The organism is Paenibacillus guangzhouensis, from assembly GCF_009363075.1.
Classification (GTDB): Bacteria; Bacillota; Bacilli; order Paenibacillales; family Paenibacillaceae; genus Paenibacillus_K; species Paenibacillus_K guangzhouensis.
In genome coordinates this window covers 5,434,482-5,451,969 of the sequence record NZ_CP045293.1, presented here as the reverse complement: position 1 = coordinate 5,451,969, position 17,488 = coordinate 5,434,482, and the positions used below count along the sequence as shown (strand labels likewise).

At 46.5% G+C, this 17,488-nt stretch carries 15 protein-coding genes; 3 read left to right on the top strand and 12 right to left on the bottom strand.

Annotated features, from left to right (window positions below; all coding sequences use genetic code 11):
• The first annotated feature begins 9 nt into the window (after window positions 1-9).
• Window positions 10-4,317 (top strand): S-layer homology domain-containing protein, encoded by a 4,308-nt coding sequence (locus GCU39_RS24605; RefSeq protein WP_152395865.1) that lies wholly within the window; start codon window positions 10-12, stop codon window positions 4,315-4,317.
• A gap of 259 nt (window positions 4,318-4,576) precedes the next feature.
• On the opposite strand, the gene GCU39_RS24600 is transcribed toward GCU39_RS24605, so the two are convergent.
• The 4 genes from GCU39_RS24600 to GCU39_RS32560 form a co-directional block, all read right to left on the bottom strand.
• Window positions 4,577-5,656, bottom strand: coding sequence for a chitinase (locus GCU39_RS24600; protein ID WP_227793320.1), 1,080 nt, complete (start codon window positions 5,654-5,656; stop codon window positions 4,577-4,579).
• Between the two features lie 738 nt (window positions 5,657-6,394).
• Window positions 6,395-9,541, bottom strand: coding sequence for a hybrid sensor histidine kinase/response regulator (locus GCU39_RS24595; RefSeq protein ID WP_193726614.1), 3,147 nt, complete (start codon window positions 9,539-9,541; stop codon window positions 6,395-6,397).
• Between the two features lie 292 nt (window positions 9,542-9,833).
• Complete coding sequence (locus GCU39_RS31660; RefSeq protein WP_227793319.1) at window positions 9,834-10,187, bottom strand: hypothetical protein; 354 nt, start codon at window positions 10,185-10,187, stop codon at window positions 9,834-9,836.
• Between the two features lie 270 nt (window positions 10,188-10,457).
• Complete coding sequence (locus tag GCU39_RS32560; RefSeq protein WP_227793664.1) at window positions 10,458-10,682, bottom strand: SMI1/KNR4 family protein; 225 nt, start codon at window positions 10,680-10,682, stop codon at window positions 10,458-10,460.
• A gap of 326 nt (window positions 10,683-11,008) precedes the next feature.
• Here GCU39_RS32560 and GCU39_RS24585 point away from each other — a divergent pair, with 326 nt between their 5' ends.
• Complete coding sequence (locus tag GCU39_RS24585; RefSeq protein WP_152395862.1) at window positions 11,009-11,218, top strand: hypothetical protein; 210 nt, start codon at window positions 11,009-11,011, stop codon at window positions 11,216-11,218.
• Window positions 11,219-11,413: 195 nt separating this feature from the next.
• Here the strand turns inward: GCU39_RS24585 and GCU39_RS24575 are convergent, their stop codons facing one another.
• The gene (locus tag GCU39_RS24575; RefSeq protein ID WP_152395861.1) at window positions 11,414-12,241 is read right to left on the bottom strand and encodes an AraC family transcriptional regulator; all 828 of its coding nucleotides are present in this window, start codon (window positions 12,239-12,241) and stop codon (window positions 11,414-11,416) included.
• 110 nt (window positions 12,242-12,351) lie between these two features.
• Here GCU39_RS24575 and GCU39_RS24570 point away from each other — a divergent pair, with 110 nt between their 5' ends.
• Window positions 12,352-13,791 (top strand): MFS transporter, encoded by a 1,440-nt coding sequence (locus GCU39_RS24570; protein WP_152395860.1) that lies wholly within the window; start codon window positions 12,352-12,354, stop codon window positions 13,789-13,791.
• Window positions 13,792-14,104: 313 nt separating this feature from the next.
• Here the strand turns inward: GCU39_RS24570 and GCU39_RS24565 are convergent, their stop codons facing one another.
• The 7 genes from GCU39_RS24565 to GCU39_RS24535 all read right to left on the bottom strand — a co-directional run bounded on the left by GCU39_RS24565 (window position 14,105) and on the right by GCU39_RS24535 (window position 17,404).
• Complete coding sequence (locus tag GCU39_RS24565) at window positions 14,105-14,302, bottom strand: hypothetical protein (protein WP_227793318.1); 198 nt, start codon at window positions 14,300-14,302, stop codon at window positions 14,105-14,107.
• 46 nt (window positions 14,303-14,348) lie between these two features.
• Window positions 14,349-14,786: a hypothetical protein gene (locus GCU39_RS31655; RefSeq protein WP_193726612.1), complete on the bottom strand. Its 438-nt coding sequence runs from the start codon at window positions 14,784-14,786 to the stop codon at window positions 14,349-14,351.
• A gap of 103 nt (window positions 14,787-14,889) precedes the next feature.
• Window positions 14,890-15,408 carry a DUF4303 domain-containing protein gene (locus tag GCU39_RS24555; protein ID WP_152395859.1) on the bottom strand — a complete coding sequence of 173 codons (519 nt, stop codon included), beginning with the start codon at window positions 15,406-15,408 and terminating at the stop codon, window positions 14,890-14,892.
• 126 nt (window positions 15,409-15,534) lie between these two features.
• The gene (locus GCU39_RS24550; RefSeq protein WP_152395858.1) at window positions 15,535-15,975 is read right to left on the bottom strand and encodes a hypothetical protein; all 441 of its coding nucleotides are present in this window, start codon (window positions 15,973-15,975) and stop codon (window positions 15,535-15,537) included.
• Window positions 15,976-15,991: 16 nt separating this feature from the next.
• Window positions 15,992-16,240, bottom strand: a complete 249-nt coding sequence (locus tag GCU39_RS24545; RefSeq protein WP_152395857.1) for a hypothetical protein — start codon at window positions 16,238-16,240, stop codon at window positions 15,992-15,994.
• A gap of 67 nt (window positions 16,241-16,307) precedes the next feature.
• Window positions 16,308-16,895 carry a hypothetical protein gene (locus GCU39_RS24540; RefSeq protein WP_152397416.1) on the bottom strand — a complete coding sequence of 196 codons (588 nt, stop codon included), beginning with the start codon at window positions 16,893-16,895 and terminating at the stop codon, window positions 16,308-16,310.
• Between the two features lie 2 nt (window positions 16,896-16,897).
• Window positions 16,898-17,404 (bottom strand): hypothetical protein, encoded by a 507-nt coding sequence (locus tag GCU39_RS24535; protein ID WP_152395856.1) that lies wholly within the window; start codon window positions 17,402-17,404, stop codon window positions 16,898-16,900.
• Window positions 17,405-17,488 lie beyond the last annotated feature (84 nt).

Here is a 17,488-nt window from a genome sequence, read left to right as displayed (position 1 = left end):
GCTCGATCTATGAAAAAGACGCTCGCAAAATATTTACTCGTTACCATGGGTTTGACTACTGCGATCCCGACGACGTTCGCCGGAAGCCCTATCGCCGTCGAACGGAAGTTCAGCGATATAGCAACGTTAAGCGCCGAGCGCCAGGCGGCTATATTGCAGGCGCAACAGATGGGGCTGTTCACGGGAGATTCGACTGGACGATTCCATCCTTATGGATTGACTTCCCGGCAAGAGATGGCGGTTGTACTCGCATCGACACTGCAATTGCCTTTGAAGAAAGGTTCGACTCCGTCTTTTACGGATGTGAAAAAAACGGACTGGACGGCTTCAGCAATCGAAGCCGTCTATCGCGCCGGATTAATGGGCGAGGTAGGCAACGGAAAATTCCGTCCTACCGCGTCGCTGACCTACGAAGAGCTTGCCGTCATACTCGACCGCGCGGCACGGTGGCAGTCGAATGTTCAGGCGACTGCACCGGTATCGGCCGACTTCTCTAAAGTTTCAGTGTGGGCGAAGCCATCCGTGACCCGCGCGTTCGGCGAGGGCGTAATGGGGACCAAAGAAGGCGGATTTCAGCCGAAAAGCTTCGTGCAACGCCAAGATCTCGCGGAGATTGTGCTGCACACCTTCTTCCCTGAGAATCATCCATCATCATTACAACGAATTTCGGATGACTCAGTTCAAATTAACGGTATTCAATACACGCTTGCGAACAACGTCAAAGGCGTGCTTCGCATAGCCAACGCGGCGGTACTGAAAGGTGCTAAAATTCGGTTTGTCGCGAACGGACGAACGATCGAACGCATTACATCGTTGGAAATTACCCGGAGCGGCGCCGAACCGTCAGCTAATGGAGCGGAGTTTTCCGGAAATCTTATGCTCGACGGAAGCGGCAGTGCGATTGACGGAAATTTGACCGTATCCGGGGATTTTATCAGCTTGAACAATGTACACGTCACTGGAAATCTAGAGATTTCGTCTAAACTTGCCCACGATTTCTACTCGAACGGTCTGAAGGTGACGGGCCATACACTCGTTAATGGCGGTGACAGCAATACGGTCGTCTTCGATAATGCATCACTGGGACAAGTATCGGTCAATAAGCAGGATGTGCGGGTTGAAGCACTCGGCAGCTCCAAAATCGATAATGTCAGTGTCTCATCCAATGCGTCGCTCGTGTTCGATGGCCATGGAACGGTCAGCAAAGTTACGCTTCAGGAAGGTGCGTCTAAAGTAGAGCTGACGGGGACGGTTTCTTCTTTGGCATTAACGGGAAATCAGGCGACAACGCTCTCAGGCAATGCAAATATCGGGGAGTTAATCGTAAGCTCGGCCACTCAGGTTAACTTGAATGTGACAGGCACCGTGCAACAGCTTACCGTGAACGATCCGAAAGCTGCTGTAACGTTAAGCTCAGATACGAAAGTATCGAACGTCACATTAGGCCCGGGCGTATCGGGGTCCGCAGTAACGACGACGCCTGCGGCACAGAAATCAACTTCGTCTGCAGCACAGGAATCGACTCCGGTGGCTGAAGTAAATCGGCCGCCCGTCGTCGAACGTACATTGCCGGATCTTATGTTCGATCTGAGCGACGGCGATCAGTACGTGGATGTTAATGGATTGTTCAGCGATCCGGATAACGACAAGCTGACGATGGCACCGCAGACGTCCAACAAAAATATCGTTAAGGCAGCGCAGACTGGTATGACGGTAACACTCACGCCGGTCGCGGCAGGCACCGCAGTTATCACGATGCGTGTCAACGATGGCAAAGGTCACGTCGTGTCGACTTCGTTCAACGTGAAGGTGACGAGCGTTCCGAACCAGCCCCCAGTCAGCCTAGACATCCCGGATCAATCGTTGGAAGCTGGTACGGCCACTAAGGATATCGATTTGTCACTCTACTTCTCCGATCCGGAGAATGAGGCGTTGACGTATACAGCGACGGTGCAGAACGGGGCGTTGGCGACAGCCAGCGTGATCGGGAACAAGTTGAGCATTACACCGCTAGCCGAAGGCGAGACGACGATCCATGTGACGGCGCAGGATCCGAAAGGAGCAAGGGCGTCGAAAACGATCGTCTTGAAGGTGACGCGAGCGAACGTTCCGAACCAGCCGCCTGTCGGCCTCGACATCCCGGATCAATCGTTGGAAGCTGGCACGGCCGCCAAGGATATCGATTTGTCGCTCTATTTCTCCGATCCGGAGAATGAGGCATTGTCGTATACGGCGACAGTGCAAGATGAGACGTTGGCTACAGTCAGCGTGATCGGCAGCAAATTGAGCATTACGCCGCTAGCCGAAGGAGAGACGACGATTCAAGTAACGGTGCAGGATCCGAAAGGAGCAACGGCGTCGAAGACGATCGTCTTGAAGGTGACACCTGCGAACAATACGAATCAGCCGCCTGTCAGCCTCGACATGCCGGATCAATCGTTGGAAGCCGGAACGGCCGCCAAGGATATCGATTTGTCGCTCTATTTCTCCGATCCGGAGAATGAGGCATTGACGTATACAGCGACGGTGCAGAACGGAGCATTGGCGACAGCCGTCGTGACCGGCAGCAAACTGAGTATTACGCCGCTAGCCGAAGGCGAGACGACGATTCTAGTGACGGCGCAGGATCCGAAAGGAGCAACGGCGTCGAAGACGATCGTCTTGAAGGTGACGCCGACGAACGTTCCGAACCAGCCCCCTGTCGGCCTCGACATGCCGGATCAATCGTTGGAAGCCGGAACGACCGCCAAGGATATCGACCTGTCGGCGTATTTCTCCGATCCGGAGAATGAGGCGTTGACTTATACAGCGACGGTACAGAACGGAGCGTTGGCGACAGCCAGCGTGATCGGGAACAAGCTGAGTATTACGCCGCTAGCCGAAGGCGAGACGACGATCGAAGTGACGGCGCAGGATCCGAAAGGAGCAACGGCGTCGAAGACGATCGTCTTGAAGGTGACGTCAGCGAACGTTCCGAATCAGCCGCCTGTCGGCCTCGACATGCCGGATCAATCGTTGGGAGCCGGAACGGCCGCCAAGGATATCGATTTGTCGCTCTATTTCTCCGATCCGGAGAATGAGGCATTGACGTATACAGCGACGGTGCAGAACGGAGCATTGGCGACAGCCGTCGTGACCGGCAGCAAACTGAGCATTACGCCGCTAGCCGAAGGCGTGACAACGATCGAAGTGACAGCGACGGATCCGAAGGGCGCCTATACGTCGAGAACGATCAATTTGACGGTAACCGCCGCCGCAGTTACGCCTCCCAATAAACCGCCGGTGGTCGTAGCCGCGATTCAGACGCAACTGTTAAGTCCGGGCTATACGAATACTCGCTCTTACGATCTATCCCAGCTATTCGAGGATCCAGATGGCGATGCGATGACCTTTATCGCGGTTGTAAGCAATCCGAATGCTGCGCAAGCGACGGTAAACGGTAGCGAGCTCACCCTGTCGCCTGGTAAGGCTGGCCATACGGGATCCGTTACCGTTACGATCACAGCTACTGATAGCAACGGAGGATCCGCAACGTACAATTTAACCGTGCTCTCGGTACAACTGGTCGACAAAGGCTTCGTCGAGATCAACACCAAAGTCGGCGTGCCGAACCTGACTTACGATCTGAAGTCCCAATTCCCGGGGCAGTCGAACTTTAATGTCTATTTCGCAACGCCGGACCAGACGTTAATGGGTCCGACGCCTTTGAACGGGACAGTATGGGCCAGTGCCCCGATGAACGGCGACTACTGGATCATCGGCGCGGATAATAAAGCCGTGTTGCTGCGCGTCAACGTCAAGGCGCAAGTAAGTGGAGAAGCTTACTTCTCCCAATACATCGATGGCGGAGATTACAATAAAGCACTCCAAATCCGCAATCCTTATTTCGGTACGGCGCAACGCTTTACGGGATATTCTATCGATGTGTATCACTACAACCCGGGAACGAACGCAATTACGAGTGCAACGACGAATATTTTCCAGATTCCTGTGCAAAATATACAGGATATAGACAACGTCAACGTGATCGACGGCGCATTTTATGATTTCTTTGATGTCATTAATGCGGTCTATTACAACGTCGAACTGAATCTCAATGTTCCAGGCAAAAAATTGATAGCGATCGTCTTGAAGCATAACGGAAACGTTATCGACGTCCTCGGCGATCCGACCAGCCATGACGAGTTCATGCCAACCGGCGGAACGATAATCCGAAAAGCCGCCATCTATAGCGGATCCGCGAAGTTCTCGGAAACTGGGGAATGGAACGTCTATGCGAAAGGCACTTACCAATACTTCAATCAGAGAACACCTTGATCACTTCATGCGACCTGCGACAGCCCTAGCGGCTTCGCAGGTTTTTTATTTCTGTATCCATTCCAACCAATACCTTAAATGACGCAAATCACCACTGAATATGAAGCTATGATCGGTTTCTTCCTTAAAGTAGCTTGATCCAAGCTTAATTAATAAAGCGATCAATTTTCCATTAACCTCAACAATTGAACAGTGAGCTCACTATCTGAATGCTATTCACGTTCTTACACCAAAATTTCGTCAAATACATCCATAGGTTTTAAAATGGACTCATGCCTACAGTAATTAATTTTTCTCCTTCAAGGGATATCCCCATTTGTGTCGTAATTTTACGATAATAATCAACGCGGCTTTTGATACGACGGTCGGTTTCGTCTAAGTTACCTTCAAGGATACCGTTAATGATCATAATGGTAATACCAAAGCCCGCCTGTGTTAATCCTTTAGAAATCTCCGATTCAGAAGGCGTCCAGTTGCCAACCACCACATCATGAGCGGAAGGCTTGGGAGGCTGTGGTGTCATCCAGAACAGGATCGCCGTCATAAAGCCTAACTTGCCATCGTTCACAATAAGCTCAGGCTGCTGAAGCAGCTTGTCTTTGGAGCCGTAAATAATTCCACTAATCAATCCGTAATTGTAGTTCCAGCTCAACTGCATCGGTCCACGTCCGTGATAGGATTTACCCGCAACTGGCGGAAAATAGTCATGTGCTTCTGCATAGTTGACAGTGGTGGTGTTAATGTAGGATATTTCCTCATTCCAATACAAACCCCAGACTTGCCGACCTCTTGCGAATCTTGACATAACTATACCCGTTTCGTGCGAAATATTGGCGAGAAAGGCTGCCAGCTCGCGCTTTCGCTTCAATTCAGACCCTTCTTTTAAAAAGGAACCAAAATCAACCGTTTTCGATATAATCGGAACCGTCCTATTCGAGGTGCTAAAGTTGGCATTTTGGTAGATGAGCGTTTGTGTCTTTGCTTTTTTATCGAATCGGAATACGCGACTGTTCTTAGTATCGTCCTGTCTATATTCCAGCTTATATTTGATATTAGCTACATCTGTAATGGCAGCAATCAAGTTGTTATATGAATAATAGTCGGTTTGATCTATATTGTAATTTGGTAGGTTAGCAGAAATTTTGTGCCATTCCTTCGTGCCAATACGGCAAGGGAATAATTGCTCATATTCCTCTTGTGGCAGTGCTCTTTGTACGGCAGCAACGGCATTGTCCGGTGAAAATTGCGGATCTATCCCACCCCACAAGGATGTGACTTGGGAATCGGTAAGAACACGGCTTTCGCCAACAATTAAATCATCTAAAGCTTCCGATTTCACTTCGCTTTTCCCTCCAATTCCAAACTATATTTACAATTATAGTAAACGCTTGGATTGCTTTCTATATGGGTAATCAACTATTTTGATGGGCAAATCCCTTATTTTCAGATCGAACTACTGTTCTACCCACCAATCCTCCACAACTACAGCTTCCTCCTTTGCAACTTACAAGCTCAAGATATAGGAAACTATTTAAATAAAGAGCAGGAAAAATATAATAAAAATATAATATTTTTCTAAAGTCAAATACGTCGGTGGCGTTAAAAATCGGATCCTGCGAAGGGTACGCGCTTGTATACGATAACGGCGGGGATTTGTTATATGAGGGGATGTATTTCCAGATGATGTCGAGATTCATTGTCTGATGGCTTAGCCTACAGCCAAAAAGGCGATCATACGAAAGGCGAGGAGCATGTGGAGAAAGCGAAAGAGTTAGGGTTTCTAGAAATAGATCAACTGAGGGAAGCGATAAAAACTATTAAGACGGCTCCTCTAAAGGAGGAGGTTCAGCAGTAGATGTGCGAATAGCTATTAGAGTTCAGGGAGCCATTCCTTTGTTCTGAGTTCTATTCTATCTCGAACACTGGAGCTTTGGCTCCACCACTCCTACAAGCCTCTCCCCCCTCCCAACACCACTATTTTTCGCCGTCACTTGTGGTACGGTTCAGCATAACGGGGCTATTAGCGAAAAATAAGAAAGGAGCAGCCAAGGATGCTCCTCATGCAATCACTTATTTATCACCTAGCTTTATCCCCGCTATTCAACCTGTTATGTACATGAAAAGTTACCTTTGTCCCTGTACATAACGTACTTGTGATATGAAGTCCTGTGCCGAAGTGCCGTTTTAATCGCTGATCCGTATTGATCAATCCGACACCTGACCTCTTATCTGCTTTTCTTTCTAAAATTCGTTGCAATTGAACCTCATCCATTCCAACCCCATCGTCTTCAACGGTTATCTCTGTATGCGTTTCATGGACAGAAATCCGAATATAAATCTTGCCACCACGAGCGCGCTTCATAACGCCATGTCTTATCGCATTTTCCACCAGAGGCTGGATCGAAAGAAAGGGAACTTCTAACTCCTCGTAATCATCTATCTCCCAAACAACCTCCAGCCTTTCTTCAAATCGAACCTTCTCAATATATAAATAAGAGCGCACTAGACTTAGCTCCTCTTCAATCGGAACAAGTCCACCCATATCTTGAAATCTGAATTTATTCCTCAGAAAATTGCTAAACTCATCGACCAAATCACGCATCTTATCCAGATTAATCTCGCTTAAAGCTGTTACAGCATTTAACGCATTAAATAAAAAATGAGGCTGGATTTGCGCTTGCAGCCAGGCAGCTTCTAAACGCAATTGTTCCCGAACTGATTGTTTAATTGTCGTTAGCGCCTCAATCCGCGATTTGATTTCTACAGCTTCCACTGGCTTCGTCACATAATCGTTGGCTCCAGCCAAGAAGCCGCTTTGAATATCTTTCGGTTGACTTCTTGCCGTAAGGAGCAGAACAGGGAGCTCTGTCAGTGTAAACCGCTCACGAATCATCCGCGTCAACTCATAACCGGACATCTGCGGCATCATAACGTCAGAGATGACCAGATCCCAGTCCTTGGTATCCAGTAATTCCAGCGCTTCTTTACCGCTCGTTGCCATCATTAACTCGTATTCGTCTGGTGTCAGTATCGCCTCAAGCACTTGAAGATTGACTGGATCATCATCGACAATTAATACGAGCGGACGATTTCGATTCATTTGGAATGGAGTTGTTGGTGTTACCCCTTTCGCAGCTAGCGGAAGTTCCATTTGGTCCAAATCGACTGTGAAGGCTATTTCTTGGATCGCCATAGTTTGTGACTCGAACGGTTCCAATCGGTTCGAACCTTCCCTTTCTTCCCACGCTTTCGCTTCCTCATCCGCCAGCTTCAACGAAAATGTGAATTTCGAGCCTTCGCCTATAACAGAGGATACATCTAAAGTACCTTCATGCAGCTCAACCAGCTGCTTGCTTATGCTTAAACCTAACCCAAAGCCGCCTTCAATCATCGTCACACTCGTACTGCCTTGCTCATACGGACGGAATAAGCGCTGAAGCATCTGCTCATCCATTCCGATCCCCGTATCAGTAATCACAATATACGCTTTTCCGTCTTTGGTAAAAGCTTGTATCGAAATTGTCCCTTCATTTGTATATTTCACAGCATTATGAAGTAAATTGAACACGATTTGGATCACTCGATTCTCATCCGCAATTACTGGGGGAAAATCTTCCGAAATCTGATTTGCAATTGTGATAGACTTTACTTCTGCATTAAATTGAAGCATATCCATAACTCCGGTTACGATCGGCTGAATAAATATGACTTTTTTCTGTAGACGAGGATTGCCCTCCCGTAAACTCATTACATCAATCAAGTCGTTTAATATCCATGTCAACCGACGTCCTACAGATAAGACCGTTTCTAGCTCCTTGATGCTCCGTTCCTGCAATAAATGCTGTTCCCTTTGTAAAACGGATTGTGACATGTTAAGCATGCTATGCAGCGGATTTTTAAATTCATGCGAAGTGTTTGCCAGAAATTGATCTTTATGGTCATTCATTCTTTGTAAGGTTGCAGCAAGCTCTTTGGTGTTCGCATGCATGATAAAGTAACCCTTAAACCATTCAGAGGCTAAACAACCCATCGCAATAATCATATCGAACGGATAGTAGACAAGACTCAAACCGCTATCCAGCAAGATTAACGACCAAAGAACATAGTTCACAAACGCAAGAAAAGAGACAAGCAGTAAAAGATTGCTCTTTAAATCTTTAATCATTTTTTTAAACATCGTAATTAGCGTAATAACTCCAGCAGTACCACCTAATACATAATAAATAGGGAAGAGCATGATCACCTGAGTTGGATTTAAAAACAACGTAATGCCGGCAGTCCCTAGATTCATTATTTTATAGACAGGGTACATCCTACGCCAATATGGAAGCTCGCGATGATTCGTACACTGGAGCAAAGCATAAGCTGCAATAACGAAAGCAATATTAGTCAACCTAAAATCCCAATTAATACCAATGTAAAATAACTGATGGAACAACTTCTCATCCGTACTAAAGACACTCGTGATCGTTACACATAATGCAAGCAAACTAAAATAAAGCAGCTTCTTTTCCTTATTTCCTAGTACATACAAAATAAGTGCATAGACAGCATGCATAATAAATATTATCGCTGCTAAAAACTGCATAAAAATGGAAGCTTTCATCTCTTTGGCAATGGCTTCTTCTGAACCAAATTTAATGGATCGGACAATGCCCCCGCTTCGACTATCCACATAATTTGCCGCCTGAATGACGAGTTCGATTACACCGTTGTCATCTGCTGTAAAGGTTGTAGAATAAGGTAGGTCCTTCGAAAAATATTCATCCTTTGTTGTCGCTACCTGTCCGGATACAGTAAGTAATCGACCGTTTACATATAATTCTGATGCAGTGCGTACGCTGGGTACACGAATACTATAATTAAGATGCTTCGCCGGGTCTACATAAAGAAGCAAACGATAAGAGCCATACCCGTATGGAGATGGCTTGTCAGCATGCAAAACTTCACTCCATCCTCCCGGTACCTGAATATGCCTTGGCGCATTATCGCCGAACAATTGTTGCCGACTACCATCTATCAACCATTGTGAGGGATAAAACTCCCATTCCCCATCAAGTAATAGAATGCTGCCATCTTCTGCATTCCAATTGCGCAAATCGTATTGCCCATTATGAATTGACGCCTGTTTGGAAACATGAAACGTTTCCATCCATAAAATGCGCAATCCGGTTAAAACAACTAATATGAACACTAGCAATAATATAATATAGCTCTTTTTCATTTGATATTTGGATGAGTGAGTTTCCAAGAAGTATTTCTCTCCTAGTCATTTTCTTCTAAGACATTTAAATAAGTACTCTCCATAATTTACCACAGTTAATATAGCAGAGAAACGGACGATAGAGATATCTTTATGTCTATTATATAGAAAAGCCTACTTGGAATTTTCGCGAGTTTGTCGTTCAAAGGTAATTTCAAGGTGCCGTCAAGCCGAGGCCCTCGAGCAGGGTATATCGATCTTATTTTCTTCTATTGATTCAGATTCTTCAGCAACTACCTCTATAGATCCTAGATTACTTTTTCTCTTCTTTTTGTAAGGTGGCTGCTCCGCCTATTAAACAGGAAATCTCAATATCATCAATGTCCATCATCTTATCTTTCTCTGCATCATAGTACTCCCCAAATAAAAATAATGACTCATCTTTCCTATTCAATAAATAGGGGATAATTTTTTCGCAAAATTCTGTAACACTTTTAAACATACACCCTGGTGCAATCCCCGATTCATCGATAACCAACAATTCTTTGTGTACAATAAGAGCAGGGTTGCGATTTAAATGGTACAGTTGAAAAGAGGTACCCCTGCGATACACTTTATAAATTGAAACTTCTATGTTTTCCGTGAAATCTCCATTCGTATAATTCAAGATAAACTTTACGGTCATCTCCATTCTCCTTCTTACATTATCCCTCTTGAGACTCTCACGACTAAAGTCGCAAACCCTACACCTTAGGTTACTTGAGGTCGTCCAAATCTTACGGTAATTGTAAATCTACTTTTTCAACATGAATGTTAAATTTACTTTACTTTCAAAGCATGGTTTTGAATAGTAACCCTATAATCCTTGTCGGCAATATTCATCGGCGAAAAATAAGAAGGAGCTTGTCGCGGCGTGACAGCTCCTACAGAGTGACACTCATTTTAGGAATGTTTTCTCTTTGGATACAAATTCATTAAGAAAATCTGTAAAGCTGATTGCGACTAAATCATATTCTTGGTCATCTTCGTATTCATGTTGTAGAAAAACCACTTGTCCATAACTATCATTTTCTAAAGACAATAAATATGTGTGTCCATGGATATCTGTTGCAAAAGGTATCTTTTTCCCGAAAAAAATGCCTTGTTCAGCATAAACATATATATGTTTCTCTATCGAAAATCCATATTTAATGGGAGAGAAACTATAACATTCGTTTTCAATTTCTCTTTTCTGACAAATGCTAAATATTGATTAAACTCCATTTTTGACACCTCAAACACATGATTTGGACTTCTCATGACTAATCAATATTCCCAATAAAATCTCACAGCCAACAGAGACCTTCACCGTAAACGTTGGAGAAGCGTCAAGGACATTGAATTGTTCTTTGACGCTTCAATTAGCGGCGTCTTTCTTTTCGCCCTACTTATGATACGGTTCAGCTTAACGGGTCCAACGGCGAAAACGCGAAAGGAGCTGTCTTGCGCATGAAACAACGCGCCAAGACAGTTGTTTTTACCCGAACGCTAATCCCCACTAGGAATATTTATAAATACCCCATTTTCATCGAGCCAATCACTTACAACGATAAGAAGCTTACTCTTCGTTATATCGAGCCACGTAAATTCGAAGGTTCTGAGAACTTCCTCGTACAGTATGCAGTGGGATATAAGAGCGAAGTGAACATGAACCGGTGAAAATGGGAGAGCGGAATGTTTGATACCTTCATGAAAAAAAGTACATCCACGCCGTTCCTATTGTCCTATCAACCTGTCTATTGAAGTATTCGGTGATTCTTGGTCCCTGCTTATTCTTCGTGATATTGTATATTTTTGCAAGAAAACGTACGGGAATTTATCAACTCGGAAGAACCCGATGATCGCATTCATTGATTATTTCTCCTCTCGTGCCGCCAAATAACGTCCCGGTGAGTCCCCGAAAGCACGTCGGAACATCGCGATGAAACTGCTGGGCGAAGAATAGCCGAGCGCGTCGGCAATCATCGCGACAGAATCCCCCCGTGCCAGCATTTCCAGCCCATGCGTCAACCGCGCCTGTTGACGCCACTGAGCGAACGTCAAGCCGGTTTCCGCCAGAATCAGCCGCCGCAAGGTCCGAGGGGAAAGAGCGGCCCATGCAGCCCAGTCATCCAGCGTTCGGTTGTCCTCAGGACACTGCAAGATTTCGTTCGCAATGCGCAGAAGACGGGGCTCGGAAGGCATAGGCAAGTGTAAAGGCTCCAACGGAGCTTGAACGATTTCATCGAGCAAAACGGCAGCGATTCGCTCCTGCTTCGGCTCCAGAAAGTCCTGATCGTACCAGGAGGCAGCCCTCCGGACCAAAGCGTACATCAACTCGGAAATCCCGATCACGCAAGGGTGCGGTGGCAAATCGCGACCGATCTCGGGAAGGACAAGCACACACCATCCGTTCATCGCGCCGCTCACGCTGACCTTATGACGCACGTCCGGCGGTATCCAACCAGCACGATGCGGGGGAAGCAGCCATGAGCCATGCACGGTGCGGACATGAATAAGGCCGCTCTCCACGCAAAAGATTTGTCCGCGCTTGTGACTGTGCCAATCGTATTCGCGCGTGCCAAGCCGGAAATCGTGATCGGAATTTTCCGTGCCCCAGAACGCGGTCAAAGAAGGACCGTCCAGCCGATCGCTATAATCAATTGTCTCATTTTTCATATCACTCGATCCTTTCGTGGCCATTATTCGATATATTTTGTCCCAATAGCGTTATCATGCCTAATGCTTTCCAGTGTATGATAATAAGCGAAAAACGTCTATCGAGGCGTAAATCGTTACAAGAGGTGAAGCTTATGAACTCTGCATCTTCTTCAACCGCGACAGTCGGCTCGACATCATTGCTGCGACCTGGTGTTCCTGCATGGATTGCCTCGACTATCGCTTGTGTTTGCGCGTTTATGGTTGTCATGGACAGTTCCATCGTTAACGTCGCGTTATCGGCGATGAGCGCCGACCTTGGTCTCTCGGCCACGGGGCAACAATGGGTTGTGGACGCGTACTTGTTAATGCTCGGCGGCTTCATGCTACTCGCTTCCCGAGCAAGCGATATCTATGGGAGAAAAGTCATTCTGCAAACCGCGCTGATGCTATTCACAGGTGCGAGCCTTGTCGGCGGCCTTGCCACAAGCAGTGTTATGCTAATCGCTGCACGGGCTGTTCAGGGCTTCGGAGGATCGGTGCTGGCTACATCTACGCTAGCGGTTATTGTGGCCTCTTATCCGAAAGGTCCCAAGCAGAAACGGGCGATCTCGCTATGGGCAGCATCTTCGTCGCTCGCTTCCGCTTTCGGAGTTATTATCGGCGGTATTTTTACCAGCTTCGCCAGTTGGCGCTGGGTTATGTTTGTCAATGTGCCCATCGGCGTTGTGCTTATAATAATCGTTGCGCTCAGTCTCCAGCACCAGCCGAAAAACGCCAAGCGGGAGAAGCTGGATATTCCTGGTGCGGCTGCGATTACACTCTCTGTCGCAGCCTTCATCTACGGGATCACGCAGACGGTCGATCGAGGTTGGGACTCACCGGTCGTTCTCTGGACTCTCGGATTATCGCTGATTCTCTTGACTGCGTTCGTCTGGGTGGAGCTCCGTGTGAAGCAGCCGCTGATTCGGCTCGAAATCTTTCGTCACCGGAACGTGTCTGTCGGTATGATCATGGTACTTGGGCTCGGCGCGACCTTGACGGCCAATATGTACTTTCTCTCGCTTGTCCTGCAAAATATCGAAGGCTACAGTCCGTTTGACACAGGTCTTGCCCTGTTGCCGATGGCCAGTACGTTAGCCACCACCGCTATTGTTTCTCGCCGTCTTGAGGATGCGGGATTCCATAGGCTTCCTTTCTTCGGCGGTCTTCTGGCCGCGGCAGGATTCGTCTGGTTGAATTGGCTGCCGCTTCATCCGGATTACGTTACCTGGCTGCTGCTTCCTAGCTTGCTCATTGGCGCAGGGCTAGGGTTGATGCTGATGACGGCCATTCACGCTGTGCTCGCTGGCATCCCATCCAAAGATTCCGGCATCGCTGCAGGGCTGCAAAATACCGCTCGCCAACTGGGCGGTGCACTCGGCATAGCGGTACTCGTAACCGTGGCTCACGCAGTGGCAAGTGGGCAGCCAACTGCCGACGGAATAGCCGGTGCTTCGCAACTGTCCGGGTACCATGCAGCTTTCCTGACAAGTGGGGGAATCAGCGGGATTTCGGCCCTAGCCTCCTTGCTGCTGCGCCGTCATGCCAGCTGAAACGTCACATTTGTGCAGGCAACAAGCAAAGCGAAGCTATTGCTTCGCGGAAATATCGAGTGGAGACTAGCGGGACGCGTGGAATTGAAACACCCCCAGTCATAAAAGAAGGACCTCATATCCGGTATCAAGCGGAAGATGAGGTCCTTTTCCAATGGTCGAAGTTCATTGTTTAGCGTAGCGACAAAAGCATCGATTTCGGGTACGATCACAACGCACTCTTGCGGCCGAGGTAAAACTGACGGATGCGAAGCAAGGTACCTTTTCCGCCGCTATTAAAAAAACATTTGAATGCCTTATCGTAATTTTTCATCTAAAAATGGACATCCCCAATAGCCACATATATCCACGTTGCGGCTTCCCATTCTCGATGATTTTCCGGCAATAATCGGAGGGCCGCGACGTACTTATTCTTGCCCGCCTCAAGATTGCCTGCTCTCACCAAATCATCGCCTTGTTTACACAGCGCAGTAATTTCGGCATGGGTGGTATCTGAAAGTTGCACCGTCATCTCCCCGATCCTATTCGATTTGAGGCTACCGCATGAATTTTCCTCATTACCAGCAATGAATGATTGCTTCTTGACTTTCATCAAAAATGATTGCGCCCGGTATCGCCACCAAATAGTCTATCGCCGAAATGATATGATCTGTGAAGTCCCGTCCATCATCAGACGAGAATACGAAGCGAATGCGTTCGGTACAGTCTTTGATTTCAGGCGGACAATCCTTGGTGACGCTTGCAATGTAATTTGCATCTGCAGCTACATTATGGCCAGTTTCAAAATGCGCTGAAAAATTCCAACCTGGCCAACGAAGAATCAAGTATTTCTGTTTCGTAAACGGATTTGCTGATGCTCCAATTTCCAGTCCATTCTTTGTTTCAAAATCAAAGTAGGCGCTTAACTCAGAGGCAAGACGCTCATGGGAGTAAGGATTGGACGACTTCGCAAGGTAGGCATGTATGACGAACATAATATCTCCCCAATCGTACATTCTTTTCCTTATATAATGACTTCATTTGTGTCATACATGGCCCAGCACGTACACATCTATCTCACCTTTATGCCGCAGATAAGAACCGTACTAAATCAAACTTTCAACCGCCAATCCAATTATGAAATTCTTCAGCAAGTTCTTTTCGGTTCAATCGGGCAATCCAATCACATTCCAGTGCATGTGTGTCATCCGATACAGTAAAGACCAAGACTCCCGATTCGCTCATATCGGAGAAAAAGCCTTCCTTTTTCAGCGTATCAAGCGCAGCCACGCAACACTCATAAACCTTCTCTTTATAGCCCCTGTGTCTTTCTGTCGACTGTATACTCATCACTTCGCTATACAAAAGATTGGATATATCTTTAAAGAATTCAGCACCTTCAAATTCATGATCCCATTCCCCTGGACTCCAGCGATAATAAATCGCATCATCAGGGTCACCTGCAATCATTTTGTTCAAGTGATCGATTGAGTTTACCGCCGGACATACGGTGATTGCATCCGAGTCAGAATACAAGGCGTAACCGCAAAAGCTTTGTCCTGAATATTTGTTTCTTACTTGCTCGAATGAAGCCTTCGCAGCCGCCTCGATTTTTAATTGCAGCACTTGAAAATCCATGTTCTCTCCTTTGTCCTACATTAGTCGTAGTCGAGCCTGCAACAACTCCTGACGCACATGATATAATTGTATTTCTTTCCTTATTCTGAAAAATTCTCACTTGTCGATATTCATTTGGCGAAGACTCTAAAGCAAAGTTTTGGATGGCTTTGTTGGAAAGGGCTGCTTCCAGGCTACCAGGATTCCGGCGTCTCCGCAGCATTTGCTTACGCCTTCCATATCATCCCTCCCAACCTCCCAAAGCCACAAATCATTGCTGATCTTCCTTAAAGAGCCGCGTCCCCGTTCTTTAACAATCCACTCTTCAAGCGTCATCCCATGAATTTTGATATGAAGATGGTTTTCGTTTATCATATTGCAGGGATATATCATTCTCAGCATCTCCCCCCTGTAACGAACCTTCCCTTTAAATCGCCCAGGAGTTTCTTTGTTAAAAATCCCCACATCCTCATATGGAAACAATTTAATCAAGTTCTTACCCTGAGCATAGTAAAAAGCATCTGCCACTTTTGGGGCAGCATACACGATCCCATACGGATAGCTGATTTTCTTCGATACATCCTCCACAAATCCGATGAAATTTTCATAAATAGCCAGTTTGTTGACTATATAATCGAAATGCCGTTACTTCTTTTGCGGTTATTTTACGCTTGAGATCGGCGAGTGATGTTTCTATCAAATCAACATAGAGTCCATCTTCATCATTTTTGTATGTATAATATCCGGCAGTTGTAATCCTTGCACCGATAGCATCAGAGAAAGACTCGCCTGCATTGCAATCCTCCATTGGAGTGACTTCACTTGTGTCATACATGACCAGTGCCGTACACATATACCTAGCCTCCAATATTCCTGATTCGTTCAAAATGCCTCCCCGTAATTTTCCAACTTGAACCGCCTTATTCAACAATATGAAGACCGGGAATGGTTTGCAAGCGCTCGCGTATTTCGCTCATTGGCAACCCGCTTTCCTTAGCCAACACACTGACATCACCCAATGCAGCGACACATTCCGGGTCCGAATCCGTATAAATATCCAAAGTCAGACCGATCTTCTTCGGCCATTGTTGTGAGATCACAAAATCCCGGGCTTCCACCGGATTAAACAAGCAAAAGCACGGCCATTTGGGAATAAGAATTCCCTTCATGTCACAGTTCAACAAACGGCAATCGTGCATGCGTGCAGATGAAAAGTCGCACTCTGACACGGATGACCTGTGCATGTCTTCCCAGTCGCCAAAATCACAGCCAATATAGTTGCCCATAAACTTGACGCGTAAGAAATGTACACCCTGAAAATGAAAGTTCCATAAGGCTTGCTTTTGATCGAAAACTCCTCCATGCATCCTCAGTCCGGGAAAAGCCATACCTCGCCCATCGGTTTCTGAAATGACGGAGCAATCATGCAGTTCCAGTTTCGGACCCAAAAAACTTACCTGCCCCCTCTCAAGCTCAACCATTTGTCCAGAAAGTACTTGTGAATTCATTTTCACTTCTTTGTCTTCCTTTCGTGCAAAAATCTTGCTCCGCTATGATTGGGATTCCAAGAAGAAAAGTCAGCCACATAGATTTCGCTAAATATCAAATCAAGCGGTATGTGCTCCATTACATCAGCAATTTCATCATAAGGCGGAGGAATTACAAAAGAAAATCCAAAATCATCATCAATGATCAGCGATCCATTAAAAATACGCTGCCTGGATGTCAGCCGGGTGATATCCCTCATGGATTGCCCGGCATACAAGCACCCTTTATAACGCCCCGTATAACTTTGATTGCAGCCAATAGAGACGATCAGGTCGCTAGAATCTACAACAATGGTCATAGTGCCATCCAATGTATAGGCAGATCTTACCTTGCCATCCGGAACGGAATATTCTTTAAGCTGAGTCCTGTGCCGCGAATATAGTTCATCGATATACTCTGATATATTTCTCCCCAAAACCACATTACCCATCGAATACCCCGATATGACTTCCGCGTTAAAATCAATCATCCATGGCCCTCCGTTCATTCTGCCCTAGATCGCGTTCTATCGGAATCCTGCAAATTTACCATTTTAATGGGGACCGTATGTATC

Coding starts and splice junctions, on each gene's coding strand:
- GCU39_RS24605 (WP_152395865.1), top strand. CDS start 10: ATGAAAAAGACGCTCGCAAAATATTTACTCGTTACCATGGGTTTGACT.
- GCU39_RS24595 (WP_193726614.1), bottom strand. CDS start 9,541: ATGAAAAAGAGCTATATTATATTATTGCTAGTGTTCATATTAGTTGTT.
- GCU39_RS24585 (WP_152395862.1), top strand. CDS start 11,009: ATGAAACAACGCGCCAAGACAGTTGTTTTTACCCGAACGCTAATCCCC.
- GCU39_RS24575 (WP_152395861.1), bottom strand. CDS start 12,241: ATGGCCACGAAAGGATCGAGTGATATGAAAAATGAGACAATTGATTAT.
- GCU39_RS24570 (WP_152395860.1), top strand. CDS start 12,352: ATGAACTCTGCATCTTCTTCAACCGCGACAGTCGGCTCGACATCATTG.
- GCU39_RS24565 (WP_227793318.1), bottom strand. CDS start 14,302: ATGACGGTGCAACTTTCAGATACCACCCATGCCGAAATTACTGCGCTG.
- GCU39_RS31655 (WP_193726612.1), bottom strand. CDS start 14,786: ATGTACGATTGGGGAGATATTATGTTCGTCATACATGCCTACCTTGCG.
- GCU39_RS24555 (WP_152395859.1), bottom strand. CDS start 15,408: ATGGATTTTCAAGTGCTGCAATTAAAAATCGAGGCGGCTGCGAAGGCT.
- GCU39_RS24545 (WP_152395857.1), bottom strand. CDS start 16,240: ATGTGTACGGCACTGGTCATGTATGACACAAGTGAAGTCACTCCAATG.
- GCU39_RS24540 (WP_152397416.1), bottom strand. CDS start 16,895: ATGAATTCACAAGTACTTTCTGGACAAATGGTTGAGCTTGAGAGGGGG.
- GCU39_RS24535 (WP_152395856.1), bottom strand. CDS start 17,404: ATGATTGATTTTAACGCGGAAGTCATATCGGGGTATTCGATGGGTAAT.